The sequence below is a fragment of the Paenibacillus lignilyticus genome (genome assembly GCF_017942085.1).
Taxonomy (GTDB): Bacteria; Bacillota; Bacilli; order Paenibacillales; family Paenibacillaceae; genus Paenibacillus_Z; species Paenibacillus_Z lignilyticus.
The window spans coordinates 17,310-32,786 of sequence record NZ_JAGKSP010000024.1 but is presented as its reverse complement, the minus strand read 5'-3'; the positions used below and the strand labels follow the sequence as shown (position 1 = coordinate 32,786).

Here is a 15,477-nt window from a genome sequence, read left to right as displayed (position 1 = left end):
AAGGAGAGATTACAATGGCTGCTGCACGCAGAAAAATGATAACGAAGGAAATTGCATCGCAGGCGATACTGGATGCCTTTAAGAAACTGAATCCGGCGGTCATGATCAAGAACCCGGTAATGTTTATCGTTGAAGTAGGTACGGTTATTACGTTGCTGCTATCCATACAGCCTGATCTATTTGGGGCCGAGAGTGCGGGTCGAGGCTTTAATTTGGCAGTGTTTTTCGTCTTGCTTTTCACCGTGTTGTTTGGCAATTTCGCTGAAGCGCTCGCGGAAGGTCGAGGCAAGGCGCAGGCGGATACCCTTCGGAAAACGAAATCGGAAACGATGGCGAAGCTTGTGCAACGCGACGGATCCTTTAAACAGGTTCCCTCTACACAGCTGAAGAAAGGCGACATTGTCCGTGTGGAAGCCGGCGAGCTTATTCCGACAGACGGCGAAATTATTGAGGGTCTGGCATCCATCGATGAATCGGCGATCACAGGTGAATCTGCACCTGTGATCAAGGAAGCCGGCGGCGATTTCTCCTCGGTTACAGGCGGAACGCGAGTGGCTTCAGACTATATTATTGTGAAGGTGATGACAGATCCGGGTGAGTCTTTCCTTGATCGAATGATTTCACTCGTAGAAGGCGCCAAACGGCAAAAAACACCGAATGAGCTGGCGTTAACGACGCTGCTTGCTGTACTAACGATCATTTTCCTTATTGTTATCATCACAATGGTCCCGATGGCGGATTATCTGAACGTCAATTTAGATATCGCCACACTCATCGCCTTGCTCGTTTGTCTAATACCGACAACCATCGGCGCGTTGTTATCGGCTATTGGGATTGCCGGCATGGACCGGGTTACGCAATATAATGTACTTGCGATGTCCGGTAAAGCGGTAGAGGCTGCGGGCGATATCGATACACTGATTCTGGATAAAACGGGCACGATCACGTACGGTAATCGGATGGCCGCGGAGTTCATACCTGTAAAAGGCGTCACCGCCAAGGAAATGACATTCGCTGCTTTGCAGGCTTCCGTGAAGGATGAAACGCCTGAAGGCCGTTCGATCGTGGAGCTTGCCGGCAAACTCGGCGAATCTTGGTCAGAGAACGAATATGGAAGTGCTGAAGTTGTTGAGTTTACGGCCGAAACAAGAATGTCAGGACTCGATATGGCAGGAGGCGTTCAGATCCGCAAAGGTGCGGTCGATGCCATTAAGAAATTTGTTTCCGCCAATGGCGGCAGCATTCCGAGCGATTTAGAAGAAGCATCGAACCGGATTGCCAGAGCGGGAGGAACCCCGCTCGCCGCGGCCGTAGGTAATCGTATTTACGGTGTCATTTACTTGAAGGATACCGTGAAGCCCGGACTGAAGGAACGTTTTGCCGAAATGCGGTCAATGGGAATCAAAACCATCATGTGTACGGGCGACAATCCGCTAACTGCGGCTACGATTGCCCTGGAAGCGGGAGTCGATGATTTCATCGCCGAAGCGAAGCCGGAGGACAAAATTGCCGCGATCAAGAAGGAACAGCAAGAAGGCAAGCTCGTTGCGATGACGGGTGACGGTACGAATGATGCTCCGGCGCTGGCTCAAGCCGACGTTGGTCTGGCTATGAATTCGGGAACGATGGCTGCGAAGGAAGCGGCCAATATGATCGATTTGGATTCCGATCCGACGAAGCTGTTGTCGGTGGTCTCGATCGGCAAACAGTTGCTCATTACCCGTGGCGCCCTTACGACATTCTCGATTGCCAATGATATCGCCAAATATTTCGCGATTATCCCGGCTATGTTCATATTGGCGATGCCTCAGCTGCAATCGCTGAACATCATGCATCTGGCTTCGCCGAAATCGGCGATCTTGTCCGCGTTGATTTTTAACGCCGTCATTATCCCGCTGCTCATCCCGATTGCGATGAGAGGCGTGAAATACCGTGCCATGACAGCAGACGCGCTGCTTACTCGCAACGTTCTGATCTACGGCCTTGGCGGGGTTATCGTTCCTTTCATCGGCATAAAAATCATAGACCTGGTGCTTCATGGTCTTCAACTCGTTTAAGGAGATAATCATATGAAGATGACACTGACCGCGATACGATTGTCCGTAGTGCTGATGCTGCTTTGCGGACTCATTTATCCCTTAGTAACAACCGGCGTAGCGGGGGCATTATTCCCGAAACAAGCCGGAGGCAGCCTAATTGAGGTAAACGGCAAGTTTGTGGGTTCGGAGCTGATCGCGCAGGACTTTCAATCGCCGGAATTGTTTCATCCTAGAGCTTCAAATGCGAAATTTGATCCGACTGCCACAGCCGGCTCCAATATGGCAGTCGGCTATCCGGAATACGTGAAAGCGATGAAGGAGCAAATCGACGCGCTTCGGAAGGATAATCCGAATTTGACGGACATTCCTGCCGATCTGGTAACCATCTCGGGCTCCGGCTTTGATCCGGATTTGTCTCCGGAAGCAGCCAAGGCGCAAGTGCCGAGAATTAGCAAAGAGACGGGGATTTCGGAGCAGGAGCTTAATGAACTCGTGGATGCCAAAACGACAAGTCGCCAGCTTGGCATTTTCGGGGAACCGCGCGTGAATGTAACGGAAATCAATATGGAGCTATTGAAGCAAGTGAAGCAATAATCAAGCGGCCGCCTCCATTTCTATGGGGGTGGCTTTCTCGGTTTTATTCATCTTTCGCATAGAGGGGAAATCGCCAGTGGAAAGCTTTAAACGCAAAACGCCGGAAGATATTTTGCACTCCATCTCGAAGCTCCACCGCGGTACGCTGAAGATCTACATCGGTCCTGTCAGCGGCTCGGGAAAAACCTATCATATGCTGCGCGAAGGACAGACCTTGAAGCAGCAAGGCATCGATGTGGTCATCTGCGCAGTGTCAACGCTGCAGCGACCCGAGACGGTAGAGCAGCTAGGTGATCTAGAGCGGGTTCCTAGCATTCATTGGTATAAAGACGGCGCTGAGTTCAAAGATTTGAACCTCGATGCGCTGCTGGAGCGAAATCCGGAAGTCGTTCTCGTAGACGGCCTTGCGCACCGAAATCGTCCGGATGCCCGTTTTCCTACCCGGCTGGAGGATATCAAATTTCTGCTCTCGCATGCGATAAGCGTAATTACGACGGTTAACGTATACGAGCTTGAAGGCTACACTGAAATCGCCCATAAGCTTACGGGGATTGAAGCGGCGTGTACGGTTCCCGCGGATACGCTTGAATTGGCCGATGAAGTGAGGTTGATTGACGTCACCCCGGAAACGGTATTGAATCGAATGGCCGAAGGACATCTGAAAGGGAATAGGGATGCAACGGTGTTTAAACGAGGCAATTTAGGCGTGCTTCGCGAACTTGCGCTTCGGCTGGTTGCGGAGGATGTGAATGAATCCTTGAAATCGCATCGCGAAGAAATGGGGCTGATCGGACCATCCGGCGCAGCGGAGCGCATCCTTGTCACGACGCAGTACCACTGGAACGGATCGATCTATGTCAGGCGAGGACAGCAAATAGCCAAGCGGCTGAACGGCGACTTGGTCGTGATTACGTTTCGCAAATTAAAGAAGCCTTTATCGAAAGAAGAGGCAACCTTTCGGAGAAGTACGATTAAGCTTGTAGAGAAAGTGGACGGTAAGTTTGAAGAGCTGCCATTCCCAAAGCGGAGGCGCATTCCGAGGACGCTGGTGCATTATGCGACCCAGCATAATGTGACGCGCATCGTCATGGGGCATTCGAAGCAAACGCGGTGGCAGGAATTTTGGCAAGGGTCCATTATTAGCGAACTTCTCAAAATCACGAAAAATATCGACCTGTTTCTAGTCGCCGATTCGACGGCTAACGAGGGGGAGCGGATTCTCCCGGCGCAAATGACAGCTGCCACGGAGCAGCAGAAATATAAACGACTCAGCGAGCAGGAAGTATCGGAGAAGATCGACCAGATCAGACGCGGCAAATTTAAAGTGTATATCGGCGCTGCTCCCGGAGTGGGCAAAACGTATATGATGCTGCGAGAAGGGAACGACCATCTGAAGAAAGGCATTGATGTCCAGGTTGGACTGCTGGAAACCCATAACCGGGCAGAAACGATCCAGCAGATCGGCAGCTTGAATGTCATTGACCGAAAGCGTATGGTATATCAAGGAGTTACCCTTGAGGAGATGGATACCGATGCGATTATCCGAAGATGTCCCGAGGTTGTACTGGTCGATGAGCTAGCCCATACGAATGTGCCCGGAAGCAAGTATAAGAAGCGATATGAAGATGTGCTGGAAATATTGGATGCCGGCATTTCGGTCATTTCAACCGTCAATGTGCAGCATCTGGAGAGTTTGAATGATGCTGTCGAACAAATTACCGGGGTTCGTGTCCGGGAAACGGTACCCGATAGCATTCTTCATTTGGCCGATGAGGTGCAGCTCATTGATGTTGCGCCGGAAGCGCTCCAGCATCGGATGCGGGAAGGCAAAGTCTATGCCATGACGAAAGTCGATCAAGCGCTAAATAACTTCTTCAAAACAGGGAACCTGATTGCTTTGCGAGAGCTGGCCCTTCGCGAAATCGCCGACGATGTCGATGAACGATTGGAGTCGTTCGAGCGGAAGAGTTCGCTGCGCGGTCCGTGGAGAAGGAAAGAAGTGATCTTTATCTGCGTCAACAGTACGCCGCATGCCGAACGTTTGATACGGCGCGGCTTCCGAACGGCGTATCGGCTTAAAGCCGCTTGGTATGTCAATTATGTCCAGGTAGGAGGCAGCTGTTCGGAAGAACTGAAGAAACGGCTGGCTGCATTGGAGAAATTGACGGAACGATTAGGCGGGAAGTTTATGATCCATGAAGAGCATCAGAACCGACAAATCGCCGTTGTCTTGGCTTCCAAAGCGGATGAGGTTGAAGCGACGCAGCTGGTCATTGGTCAACCGAAGCTATCCTTCTGGGAAGCGCTTTGGAAGGGTTCCGTCGTCAATCAGCTCATTCGGCTTACCAGGCATATGGATGTATTGATTGTGGCTGACTTTGATGCTCAAACCCAATAACGAATGGCATATAGTCGTGATCTACAGGATGTGATGAGAATGAATTTAGCCTTGGAAATCAGAGCTTTTTCGATGAAGCCTTACGTTTGGGTTACCTTATGCGTCACCTTGTTAACCATCGTTCTCCATGCTCTTGAACTGGCCTTCGATATGGTTAACATTGCACTTATCTATTTATTTCCCGTATTGTTGAGCGCGGTATATTGGGGACTTGCCCCTTCGTTTTATGCTGCGGCTTTAGGCGTGCTTGCCTTTGATTTTTTCTTTGTCCCGCCTTTTCTCAGCTTTACGGTAGCGGATTTGCGTTATCTCATTTCCTTTGTCGTCTACCTTGCGGTTGCCGCACTGACGGCTAGCCTGGCCGCGAGGCTCAAACACCAGCTGAATCTGGCAAAGCAAAGAGAAGCCCACACGGCATCGCTCTATACACTAAGCCGGGAAATGACGGCTATTGCGGACATTCGATCGCTGCTCGAGAACGTTTGCCGCCAAGTTTCGGCCACCATCCATTCGCAGGTGGCGCTCTATTTGCCTGACAGCCGGGATGAGCTTACATTAGCCGCTTCTTCCGCAAGCGGGGACTGGGGCATGGGAGAATCGGAGACGGCTATCGCCAAATGGGTGTACGCACACGGGGAGATGGCAGGAAGGGGTTCAGGCACATTAAGAGAATTCCCCGGCTTGTATGTGCCGCTGCTCACGGAGGAGCGGGTATACGGCGTATTAGCCGTGAATCTCGTGAGCGATGAAAGGCCGGCTACTCTATCGATGGAAAATAAAAGGCTGCTGGAAGCCTTCGCCGGACTCGCAGCGAGTGCAATTGCAAGGGTGAAGTTAGGCGAAGAGGCGAAGCTTGCCCATTTGACCGCTGAATCCGAGCGCCTTCGAACGGCGCTGCTGGACTCCGTTTCCCATGAATTGCGAACACCGCTCGCAACGATCATTGGGTCAGCAACGGGGCTCATCGAAGGTGACCAGATGTTTTCTTCCGAGGACCGGCGCGAATTGCTTGCAACCATTAGAGACGGCGCTTTGCGCATGAATCGGCTCGTTACGAACCTGCTTGGCATGGTCCAATTGGAAAGCGGCATGCTCCGGCTGCGTAAAAACTGGTGCGACGTCGGAGACATTATCGGAGTTGTCTTGTCCCAAGTGAAGGACTTTCGGCGCAATCGCGAAATACGGGTGAACCTGCCGGAGCGAATTCCGATTGTGCTTGGCGATGAAGTGCTGCTTGAGCAAGTGCTGGTTAACGTGGTCAGCAATGCCATTAAGTATTCACCGGATGAGAGCGCCATCGTGATTTCCGTGAGGCAGGATGAAACGCATGTTAGGATTAGCATAGCCGATTCCGGGTTGGGTATTCCTGCCGCTGAGCTTGATCAGATATTCGATAAATTTTACCGTGGCAGCACGACCAAGCATGTGCCCGGAACGGGGCTTGGACTAGCGATCTGCAAAGGCATCATAGAAGCGCATGGGGGAATGATTGCTGCAGAGCCTAACCTTCCTAAAGGTACCGTTATCCAAATTGCGCTGCCGCTTGGAGACCAGAGCTTTCTCGAACAAATGACTCCGGAAGGGGATAACGAACGGATATGACGACAACAACCGGAGCACGTATCTTGATCATTGATGACGAGCCGCAAATTCGCAAGCTGCTTCAAGTCTCCTTACAAGCGCATCACTTTGATATTCATACGGCAGCAACGGGAGAAGACGGCGTTTATCAAGCGAGCATTATCCATCCCGACCTTATTGTGCTCGATCTTGGCTTGCCGGATATTTCCGGCATGGAGGTGCTGCGCCGAGTCCGCGAGTGGTCGCGTATACCGGTGATCGTATTGACGGCCAAGGATCGAGAAGACGATAAGATTGCGGCGCTCGACAGCGGGGCGGACGATTACGTCACCAAGCCGTTTGGCATGGGAGAGCTTCTTGCGAGAATACGCGTTGCGCTCCGCCATGCTGCCAAATCTGCCGATGAACCGGTTCTACAGTTCGGTCGGCTTATGATTGATTTGGCGCAACGGGTCGTTGAACTGGACGGCAATCGAGTGAAGCTGACGCCGACGGAATATGATCTCTTGAAAGTATTAGCCTCGAGTGCGGGCAAAGTCATCACGCAGCGCCAGTTGCTTCAGCAGGTCTGGGGCGGTCATCACCACGAGACGGACAGCCATTATTTGCGCATCTATATTGGCCATTTACGCAAGAAGCTGGAAGAGGATCCGACGAGGCCGGTATTCATTGAGACGGAGCCGGGTATTGGATATCGGTTCTTGCTGCAGGATTGAGAAGCAGAGGGTGTCTCGGAAGTGCGCCGGTCTACGAGATGGAAGAGTGGCTCCCAGAGCAACACTCTGGATGAGGGAAGAATTCGAAGAGTTCTTCTGGAGATCTACATGGATCAGAATTCGGAGCAATGAAAGAAAGAAGCTCTTCTTGAGAGCTACATGTGTTGAATTTTGGTGAATTGAGAGAATGTAGCTCACCTGGAGATCTACATGGTCTGTCCCATATATAGATAGTCTTCGGTCTCTATTTTTTATTTTCAAATCGTGAGAGGCTCTCCCTTGGTCATTGTAATGACTTAAGGAAGAGCCTCTTTGCTGCTTCTTATTCCTCTAACATGCAAAAAAGGACTCTCTCCAAGGCGCCGCAGCACACTTTGAGAGAGTCCCTACAAGGGTATTGAATTACTTGGCTGCTTTCCAAGCGTCGATTTGCTTCTGCATTTCCGCAATGATTTTGTCCGCGCCGGCATCTTTCATTTTCGCCACGAACTCGTTGTACTTCTCTTCAGACGTAACGCCCAACGTAATGGCACGCGAGTACTCGTCATTTACGGCAGAGGCTTTCGCGATCTCGCCTTTTACCGGCTCGGCATCGAACGTGAAGCCCAGCAGCAAGGAAGGCTCAGCTTCCGCGTTTACTTTCTTCGTTTGCTCCCACACATCTACAGGCATGCCTTTCTCTACATTAGCCAAGAAGTTGGACGCGAACATCCAAGGCACCTGCGGGTTGTAGTCGGCTTGACTAGGACCCGGAATCATCAGGCCGTCAGCATCGAAATCGTATTGCTCGCCTTTAATACCGAAGTTCAAGAGGTTATACAGATCTTTGTCCGTGTTGAGCAATTCAAGCAGCATCATGGCTCTTTCCGGATTTTTCGAATTGCGGTTGATTGCTTGCATCGTTGCCGTGATTCCGCCTGTCGTCAAATGCGCCGTACCGGCAGGAACTTCAAGGTATGGCTCTCCGCCAAGCGCGGAGTCAAGGTTAGCACCGCCCGGTTTAAAGGCGCCGCCGATGTTCAGTACCCATTTGCCAGCTTTGCCGTCTGTCCAGTCATCCGTTTTCTTGGAAATCCGCTCTTTCGAGTGTAGAATGCCTTTGGCACTCCAATCTCTCAGTGTAGCTGCGAATTTCTTATATCCATCGGATTCGAACTGATTGATAACTTTGAGGGTATCGTCGCCGAACATCACTACGCCGGGAACATTGAAGCCAACGATAGCTTCCATGTTGAAGAAGTCGGGATCAATCCCGATAACCGGGTATTTCTGAGGATTATCCTTCTGCACGGCTTCAATGAATGGCAAGAGCAAGTCTAGGCTGTTTTCGTTAATTTTGCCGCTGATCGCATTCATGTCCAGGCCGTATTTATCGATGAGTGCCTTTGGAACGGCAACGGCCGGCGTTCTTGCAGAGATTTGCTGATTGACGAAGCCGTAGATTTGTCCTTTGATTTTCGTTGCATCCCAGAAGGAAGCAGGCATCGAGGCTAACGTTTTCGGTGCGTACTTCGCCAGGAGGTCATCGAGTGGGAGAAATGCACCTTTGGCGACGTTTTGCGTATAGTTGTTGATCCAGCCGGCCGTGAACGTAATGTCATAAGGCTCGCCGGAGGCAATCACGACTTGCATTTTTTGATCATAGTCACCAAACGGAATCGCTTTGAAATCAACGGTCGCATTGATTTTCTCTTTTATCACTTTATTCACTTCTGCGAAAATCTTATCTTGTTGAGGCTGCGGGAAGTTTCCCGGGAAGTACCATGTCAGCTTAACTTCAGGCAGATCTGCCGTTGTATTCGTATCTGTAGCAGCAGTGTTGTCGGTGGCGGCAGCATTTGAAGATTCATTCGTAGCCGTATTGTCGGCCTTGCTTGTGTTCGTGTTCGCTCCGTTGTTCGTGGAGTTGTTGCCGCACGCGACAGCCAGCATGCTGAATACAAGAAGCATAATCGTACATAGAAGGCCAAACTTGGACAATCGGAATGCTCTTGCTCGTTGCATTGTGAATCCTCCCTTTTTGTATTGGCGTTGCTATCTTAAATTGGATCAGTGATCCATGTTTAAGCTATCCCTTCACAGCACCTACGGTAAGCCCTTTGACAAAATACTTCTGAAAGAACGGGAAGACAGCCAGCATCGGTCCTGCCGCCAAGATCGCCATCGCCATCCGCGCGGATTCCGAAGGGAGCTCGGCATTCTTCATGCTAGGCGGCATCATGTTGGTCGAACTGGTGAGGTAAGCAATGTTGTTCATCATGCGATAAAGCATATATTGAAGCGGAACAAGGTGTTCATTCTCGATGTAGAGCAAGCTGAGCCACCAATCGTTCCAGTAGAGAAGCATCGTGAATAAGGAGACCGTCGCTAAACCGGGTTTGGCAAGCGGAATGACGATCTGGAAGAAGATCCGGAACTCGCTCGCTCCATCGATCATGCAGGATTCGATAATGTTGAATGGGATCTTCTGCATGAAGGAACGAAGCAGCAGGATGAACCAAGGTACGGCCAAGTATGGAAGGATAAGCACCCAGATGGTATTTTTCAAATGGAGGTAATTGCTGATCAAGATGTAGGTTGGCACCAAGCCGCCGTTGAACAGCAGGGTGAAGAAGACATAGAAGCTGAGGCTGTTCTTGAATTTGAAGTCTTGTCGGGAGAGCGTATACGAGATGCCGGCCATGAACAAGACGGCGAGGAAGGTGCCGATGAAGCTGACCATAATGGATACTTTGAATGCGCCAAGAAGCTGGATGGGCCGATAGAGAACGTACGTATAAGCCTTCAAATCAAACATGCGCGGAATTAAGCTATATCCGTTCTTCAGGATGTCCACTTCATTACTTAAGGAGATGGACAAGATCGAGATGAGCGGCAGGATACAACATAGACTAAAGAGAATAAAGATCAAATGGATAAGAAGCTGGGAAATCTTCCATTTCTTCTGTGGCATAGGCTCATCTCATCTCCAGACGTCTTCTAAAATAATTTATTGTCATCATCGATTTTCTTCACGACATAGTTGCTCACCAGTACGACGAAAAAGCCCATGATGGATTGGAACAATCCGACTGCCGACGACATGCCGATATCGCCTGAAACTTTGAGCATCCGATACACATAGGTATCAATAACTTGGGTAACCGGGAACAGCTGTCCGACCTCTCTTGGGACGAAGAAGAACAAGCCGAAATCCGAGTAAAATATTTTGCCGATGGAAAGCAGCGTCATAATCGTGATGAGCGGCATGATGAGCGGTATCGTAATGTTGCGGATAATCTGGAGCTTGGAAGCGCCGTCGATCTCGGCGGCCTCGAAGTATTCCTGCGAAATGCCCAGAATGCCCGCATAGAAAATAATGCTGACATAGCCGAGCCCTTTCCAAATATTGATGAGGGTTAACAGGATGGGCCATACCCATGTTGTGGAGTAAAAGTCGAATGCCTCAAACCCCAGCTTCTCGGTTATCATAGTAAGAACGCCGTACGGACCGATGAAGGAGTAGGCCATGTAGGCTACGATGATCCAAGAGAAGAAATAAGGGAAGAAGAAAACCGTCTGGTAAGCCTTGACCCATCTGCGGCTTACGACTTCATTGAGAAGGATGGCGAATACGACGGATAAGAAGGTGCCTACCGCAATAAAGACGCTATTATATAGAAGCGTGTTTCGAACGACCATCCAAGCGTCGCTGGAGGTAAAGAAGAACTTGATGTTATCAATCCCGACCCAAGGACTCCGCAGAATACCATCGGTATAGTTGATATTTTTGAAGGCAATGAAGATCCCGCCCATCGGAAGATAAGAGAACACGAAGATCACGAGGAAGGCGGGCAATGCAAGCAGCGCCAGCTGCAGGTTCTTCTTTAGATGGCGCGATGAAGCTAAGAACGGAAGCTTGTTCATTGGTGCTGGACCTCCTTCAGGCAAGAATGTAAACGTTCTCAAGGACTGATTTGATCATAGTTGAACAGAGGGGGAGCTGACAATTTCTAAAATGCCATTTCAGTTCACTTTCGAACGAATGGAGCAGTTCTCAAAATCACTTTTTGTTCTGAAAACAGGCTTTTGAGGGGTCTAAGTCTGCAATTCAAATTGAATCATTTTCGCGTTATGTGATAGTCTTGGAAGTAGAGGAGTTGCATGCATAATGTTCAAGAAATTCGTTCTGAAGAACCCGTTTCAGCTCTTTCTGACGATTCTGCTTCCTTTCCTGGTCAGTACCGTTCTGCTGCTCTTCGTTCAATCCTCCTTATTAAGCCGGAATTTCGAGAACTTCGCATTGAAACAGGTCTATCGCGAGCAGCTCGCGGACCTTCAATATACGAGCCGAAATGTAAGCACGCTTGAACAAACGGCCAGATCGGTATCCACAACGGCGTTCTTCGATGACATCGTTACCGACCTGCTTTACACCGATATTGATTCAGATGACTCCATGAAGTATCAAATCAAACTGCAATCCTACAAAAATATTTATCCGTTTCTTCAATCGATCTACATCTACAACGGTGAGCAAATCTATGCCGTCCCCCGAGCGCAATTCATCTATGACCGCACAACCTTTGATGATCAAGGCATTTTCCCGATTCTCGATGACATTAAGAACCACCCTTCACACAGCATCGTGCTGCGCAAAATCCCGAATATCATGTCCGGCATCGCTACAGGCGCCGTCAAGGATATGTACGTGTATTCGTATTTGTTCTTCGACTCCCAAGTTGCAAGCGGTAAAGTCAATGAAGCGATCATTCTGAACATATCGGAGGAATGGCTTCGCCAAAGCATTCATTCGCAGAACGATGCCGGCGGCAGCCGAATCTTCGTGACCGACAGCACGGGCATGCTGCTATCGACAGATCATGCGCATCCCTTGTTGGCTAATTTGTCTGACAAGCCTTATATTCAGCGGATCAATGCTTCCAAGGTGCAGGCCGGTAATTTCCGCATGAACGTCGATGGCGTCGATTCGTTTGTTACCTATACAAGCACGGATGCCTTCGATTGGAATCTCGTCAGCATTACGCCATATCACGACATCGTCAAAGACGTGGAACGGATGAAACAGAAGACGTACCTGTTCGTCGTCTTGTTCATTGTCGGCAGCATTCTGCTTACCTTCTATTTCTCGCGAAGACTGGTTGTCCCCATGTCGCTCGTCATTCAGAAATATAACCAGCTGGAGATGGAGAAGCGGGGCGAGTCTTATGATCGGAAACAGCAGTTTCTGCGCAAAATCATGCATTCCAAAGGGCCATTGTCTGCGGACGAGCTAAGGCGGCAATTTCTCAAATACGATATTTCGCTGGATCCTTCCGCTGCCTTTCTCATCGTGCTGTTCAAAATCGATCACTTCTCTGACTTCTGTGCGACTTACAGCAGAGGAGACCGGAGTTTATTAAAGTTTGGCATCGTCAATATTGTTACTGAGCTGATGCAGCAGAAGGCTGCTCATGAATGCTTGGAGCTGGAAGAGGATCAAGTCATGCTCCTGCTGAATGTGGATTCGCTTGATGCACCTTCCGAGCAGCTGCTGCTTGTGGAGTGGATGCAGCAGATTCAGCAGCATACGAAGCAGTTTCTGCGCCTAGCCGTATCCGTGACGTTCAGCGAACCGTTCGAAACCCTCTCCCAGCTGAATTTTCATTATTTGAAGACGCTCGACCTGTCCTATTACCGGCTGATTTACGGTCATGAAAGTATGATTTTCAGCGAGCACATTACGGTCCGAACGGAAGATTTCAAATCGTCGCAGGAGAAAGACGATGAGTTGAAGGAGGCGCTTATCCAGGGACATTTTCAAGAGGCGAAGGATGCGCTGTCCGCCATGCTCAAGGACGCTACGGCGTACAGCTATTCGGCGCTGAGCTCGATGTTTATCCGGATTTTGCTGCTCATTCGTCATGCGATCGAAGTGCTGGAGACCAATCATGCGATGAAGGTGGATTTTCATTTTAACGCCTACCTCATGAAGCTGCAGAAAATGGAAACGATCGAGCAGATCATGGCGGACTTCTCCGCGCTGTTCGATCGTTTGGCACAGGAGCTCGAAGCGAAGAAAGATAATAAGTATTTGAAGCTGCTCGATATGGTGAATCAGATTGTGCACCGTGAGCTGGCGAATCCGGCGTTATCGCTGGACTATATTGCGGATGAGGTTGATCTGTCGCCGCCATATCTGGGTAAACTATTTAAGAAGCATAGGCTTGTGTCGGTATCGGATTTCATCAATAATGTCAGGCTCGCGTATGCCAGTCAGCTGGTTGCGACGTCTACGGATACGATAACGGATATTATGGAAAAGTCGGGATTCTCGAGTCGAAGCCATTTCTTCACTCAATTTAAGAAGGTCTATGGTTTAACGCCAAGTCAATATCGCATGAATGCGAAGCAATCCGGCTACTCCGACAAGCGAAACATTGACTTTCCTGAATCATTCTAGTAGCGTGTATAGAATAGTTAATCGAGGGAGCTTGATCGAAATTGGAACATACCGAAGAAGAAGTAATGGAACAACCCGTTAGTTACGAAGAATTGAAGAAGGCAGCTGGCCGTACGTCGAACTGGCGTGAACGCCTTCGTGCTGTTGAGGAGCTTGGGCAATTAGGCGAGGAGCAGGCTACTCTGCTGTTGAAGCGAATTGCGCAAAGCGATATGGTGCATCAAGTGCAAGCGGCCGCCCAGCGTGTGCTGAAGGAGCTTGGCGAAGAGGTGGAAGTGCCGACGCGCAAGACAGGCGAACTGGTAAAAGGCCTAAACAAAATTCTGGTGCGGATCAAGAAGAGCTTGCCGGATGGTCACACTTACGAAGAGTTCAAAGAGAAGCTGAAGAAGATGAGATCCGACGTTTACGATATTTATGAAGGCGATAAAGAAGCGGATTTCGATCAGTGGCTCGAGAGCACGTGGGCATCGCTTTCGAGAAGGTAGGCTAGTTGATATGACCAAGAGCAAAGGCGGCGGCACAGGCCGCGGCACGGGCAAGAAAGGCTGGAACCGCTGGCAGGCTGCCGAGAATCGGAAGAAGAGCGCTCCGAAGCCGTACAAGAGTAAAGGAACCAAGAATCCCGAAGGCACCGGCGGTGCCAACGGTTCATAGCATGGAATGAGGGCTGTCTCGGAGGCGCGTTTAAGCCACTTTGGGGCAGCTTTTTCAGTGCTTGGATTTGAGGTGGAGTGGAGGCGGAGGAGGCGTGATGGCATGGGGCGAGCAAGGCAGGTGGGCTGGCGAGGGCGATGGTTTCCGGGATGCTTCGAAATGCTTCCGAAATGCTTCCGAAATGCTTCCAGAATGCTACCGAAATGCTTCCGGAATGCTTCGCATTGCAAAATGCAGCATCGCCTGGCTGGGTTTTAAAACTCTAACGAATCCTAGAGGGCTTATTTCAACCCAATAGAGGGGATTGAAATTCTAACGAATCCTACAGGTCTTATTTGCTATCAAAATGTTCGTTTTCGCTCCAATTCTCTATAATAAGGCTCCTACGATTCGTTAGAATAAAATTAGGGGCAATTTCGCCTAAATAAGCCCCGTACGATTCGTTAGCGCCTCAGCAGCGTTGATCCCCGACCAAGCATTCGAACAGAATCAGCATCCGCCTCCGAACCAGTATCTAAAACCAACCCCCACACCAACAACAGCACCAGTACCAGTACCCAACTCAGCATTCGAACCCGATCCGGCATCGAAAACCAATCCTAGTACCAGCAGCAATCCCGACCGAACATCCGAACCCGACCCAGCCTCCAAAATCAGCCCCCACACCAGCAACAGCACCAGTACCCAATTCAGCATTCGAACCCGATCCGGTTTCCAAAACCAATCCCAGCACCCGCACCAGTAGTGCCCAACTCAGCATTCGAACCCGGTTCAGCATCCAAAACCAATCCCAGTACCAACTCGACTAAGTATCCGAACCCGACCCAGCATGCAATACCACCCACCGCACCAACAACCGATCGAGCATTCAAACCCGACTCAGCAACCAAAACTAACCCCATCAGATTTCGCTCCCGACCAGCGTCGGCATAAGAGCCACCCGCCCCGCACCCGCACCCGCAAACCAACCCCAACCCCGTCTGGATTTGTTAGTTTGGAGACTGAGAGTTCCATTACTGAACTCTCAGCCTTTTTTCAAGGCGGTTTTGG

The 15,477-nt window shown here is 50.1% G+C and carries 11 protein-coding genes; 8 read left to right on the top strand and 3 right to left on the bottom strand.

Features of this window, described 5'->3' with window-relative positions; translation table 11 throughout:
• Nucleotides 1–14: 14 nt before the first annotated feature.
• From kdpB to I8J30_RS29520, 5 genes are all read left to right on the top strand, one after another.
• On the top strand, nucleotides 15–2,057 hold the full coding sequence (gene kdpB / locus I8J30_RS29540; protein WP_210664035.1) for a potassium-transporting ATPase subunit KdpB: 2,043 nt from the start codon (nucleotides 15–17) through the stop codon (nucleotides 2,055–2,057).
• Nucleotides 2,058–2,069: 12 nt separating this feature from the next.
• Nucleotides 2,070–2,633, top strand: coding sequence for a potassium-transporting ATPase subunit KdpC (kdpC, locus tag I8J30_RS29535; protein ID WP_210664034.1), 564 nt, complete (start codon nucleotides 2,070–2,072; stop codon nucleotides 2,631–2,633).
• A gap of 76 nt (nucleotides 2,634–2,709) precedes the next feature.
• Nucleotides 2,710–5,031: a histidine kinase gene (locus I8J30_RS29530; RefSeq protein WP_210664033.1), complete on the top strand. Its 2,322-nt coding sequence runs from the start codon at nucleotides 2,710–2,712 to the stop codon at nucleotides 5,029–5,031.
• Nucleotides 5,032–5,070: 39 nt separating this feature from the next.
• Nucleotides 5,071–6,633: an ATP-binding protein gene (locus I8J30_RS29525; RefSeq protein ID WP_210664032.1), complete on the top strand. Its 1,563-nt coding sequence runs from the start codon at nucleotides 5,071–5,073 to the stop codon at nucleotides 6,631–6,633.
• Nucleotides 6,630–7,328 carry a response regulator gene (locus I8J30_RS29520; protein WP_210664031.1) on the top strand — a complete coding sequence of 233 codons (699 nt, stop codon included), beginning with the start codon at nucleotides 6,630–6,632 and terminating at the stop codon, nucleotides 7,326–7,328. Before I8J30_RS29525 ends, I8J30_RS29520 begins: the two co-directional genes overlap by 4 nt.
• Before the next feature lie 402 nt (nucleotides 7,329–7,730).
• On the opposite strand, the gene I8J30_RS29515 is transcribed toward I8J30_RS29520, so the two are convergent.
• The 3 genes from I8J30_RS29515 to I8J30_RS29505 form a co-directional block, all read right to left on the bottom strand.
• The gene (locus I8J30_RS29515; RefSeq protein WP_210664030.1) at nucleotides 7,731–9,332 is read right to left on the bottom strand and encodes a DUF3502 domain-containing protein; all 1,602 of its coding nucleotides are present in this window, start codon (nucleotides 9,330–9,332) and stop codon (nucleotides 7,731–7,733) included.
• A gap of 64 nt (nucleotides 9,333–9,396) precedes the next feature.
• On the bottom strand, nucleotides 9,397–10,281 hold the full coding sequence (locus I8J30_RS29510; RefSeq protein ID WP_210664029.1) for a carbohydrate ABC transporter permease: 885 nt from the start codon (nucleotides 10,279–10,281) through the stop codon (nucleotides 9,397–9,399).
• Nucleotides 10,282–10,307: 26 nt separating this feature from the next.
• Nucleotides 10,308–11,234, bottom strand: a complete 927-nt coding sequence (locus tag I8J30_RS29505; RefSeq protein ID WP_210664028.1) for an ABC transporter permease subunit — start codon at nucleotides 11,232–11,234, stop codon at nucleotides 10,308–10,310.
• Between the two features lie 244 nt (nucleotides 11,235–11,478).
• On the opposite strand from I8J30_RS29505, the gene I8J30_RS29500 reads away from it, so the two are divergent.
• From I8J30_RS29500 to I8J30_RS29490, 3 genes are all read left to right on the top strand, one after another.
• On the top strand, nucleotides 11,479–13,770 hold the full coding sequence (locus tag I8J30_RS29500) for an AraC family transcriptional regulator (protein WP_210664027.1): 2,292 nt from the start codon (nucleotides 11,479–11,481) through the stop codon (nucleotides 13,768–13,770).
• 65 nt (nucleotides 13,771–13,835) lie between these two features.
• Complete coding sequence (locus I8J30_RS29495; protein WP_420831263.1) at nucleotides 13,836–14,258, top strand: HEAT repeat domain-containing protein; 423 nt, start codon at nucleotides 13,836–13,838, stop codon at nucleotides 14,256–14,258.
• A gap of 10 nt (nucleotides 14,259–14,268) precedes the next feature.
• The gene (locus I8J30_RS29490; RefSeq protein WP_091225646.1) at nucleotides 14,269–14,427 is read left to right on the top strand and encodes a DUF3934 family protein; all 159 of its coding nucleotides are present in this window, start codon (nucleotides 14,269–14,271) and stop codon (nucleotides 14,425–14,427) included.
• Nucleotides 14,428–15,477: the final 1,050 nt, after the last annotated feature.

Coding starts and splice junctions, on each gene's coding strand:
- I8J30_RS29495 (WP_420831263.1), top strand. CDS start 13,836: ATGGAACAACCCGTTAGTTACGAAGAATTGAAGAAGGCAGCTGGCCGT.
- I8J30_RS29490 (WP_091225646.1), top strand. CDS start 14,269: ATGACCAAGAGCAAAGGCGGCGGCACAGGCCGCGGCACGGGCAAGAAA.
- I8J30_RS29510 (WP_210664029.1), bottom strand. CDS start 10,281: ATGCCACAGAAGAAATGGAAGATTTCCCAGCTTCTTATCCATTTGATC.
- I8J30_RS29515 (WP_210664030.1), bottom strand. CDS start 9,332: ATGCAACGAGCAAGAGCATTCCGATTGTCCAAGTTTGGCCTTCTATGT.
- I8J30_RS29500 (WP_210664027.1), top strand. CDS start 11,479: ATGTTCAAGAAATTCGTTCTGAAGAACCCGTTTCAGCTCTTTCTGACG.
- I8J30_RS29525 (WP_210664032.1), top strand. CDS start 5,071: ATGAATTTAGCCTTGGAAATCAGAGCTTTTTCGATGAAGCCTTACGTT.
- I8J30_RS29505 (WP_210664028.1), bottom strand. CDS start 11,234: ATGAACAAGCTTCCGTTCTTAGCTTCATCGCGCCATCTAAAGAAGAAC.
- kdpC (WP_210664034.1), top strand. CDS start 2,070: ATGAAGATGACACTGACCGCGATACGATTGTCCGTAGTGCTGATGCTG.
- I8J30_RS29520 (WP_210664031.1), top strand. CDS start 6,630: ATGACGACAACAACCGGAGCACGTATCTTGATCATTGATGACGAGCCG.
- kdpB (WP_210664035.1), top strand. CDS start 15: ATGGCTGCTGCACGCAGAAAAATGATAACGAAGGAAATTGCATCGCAG.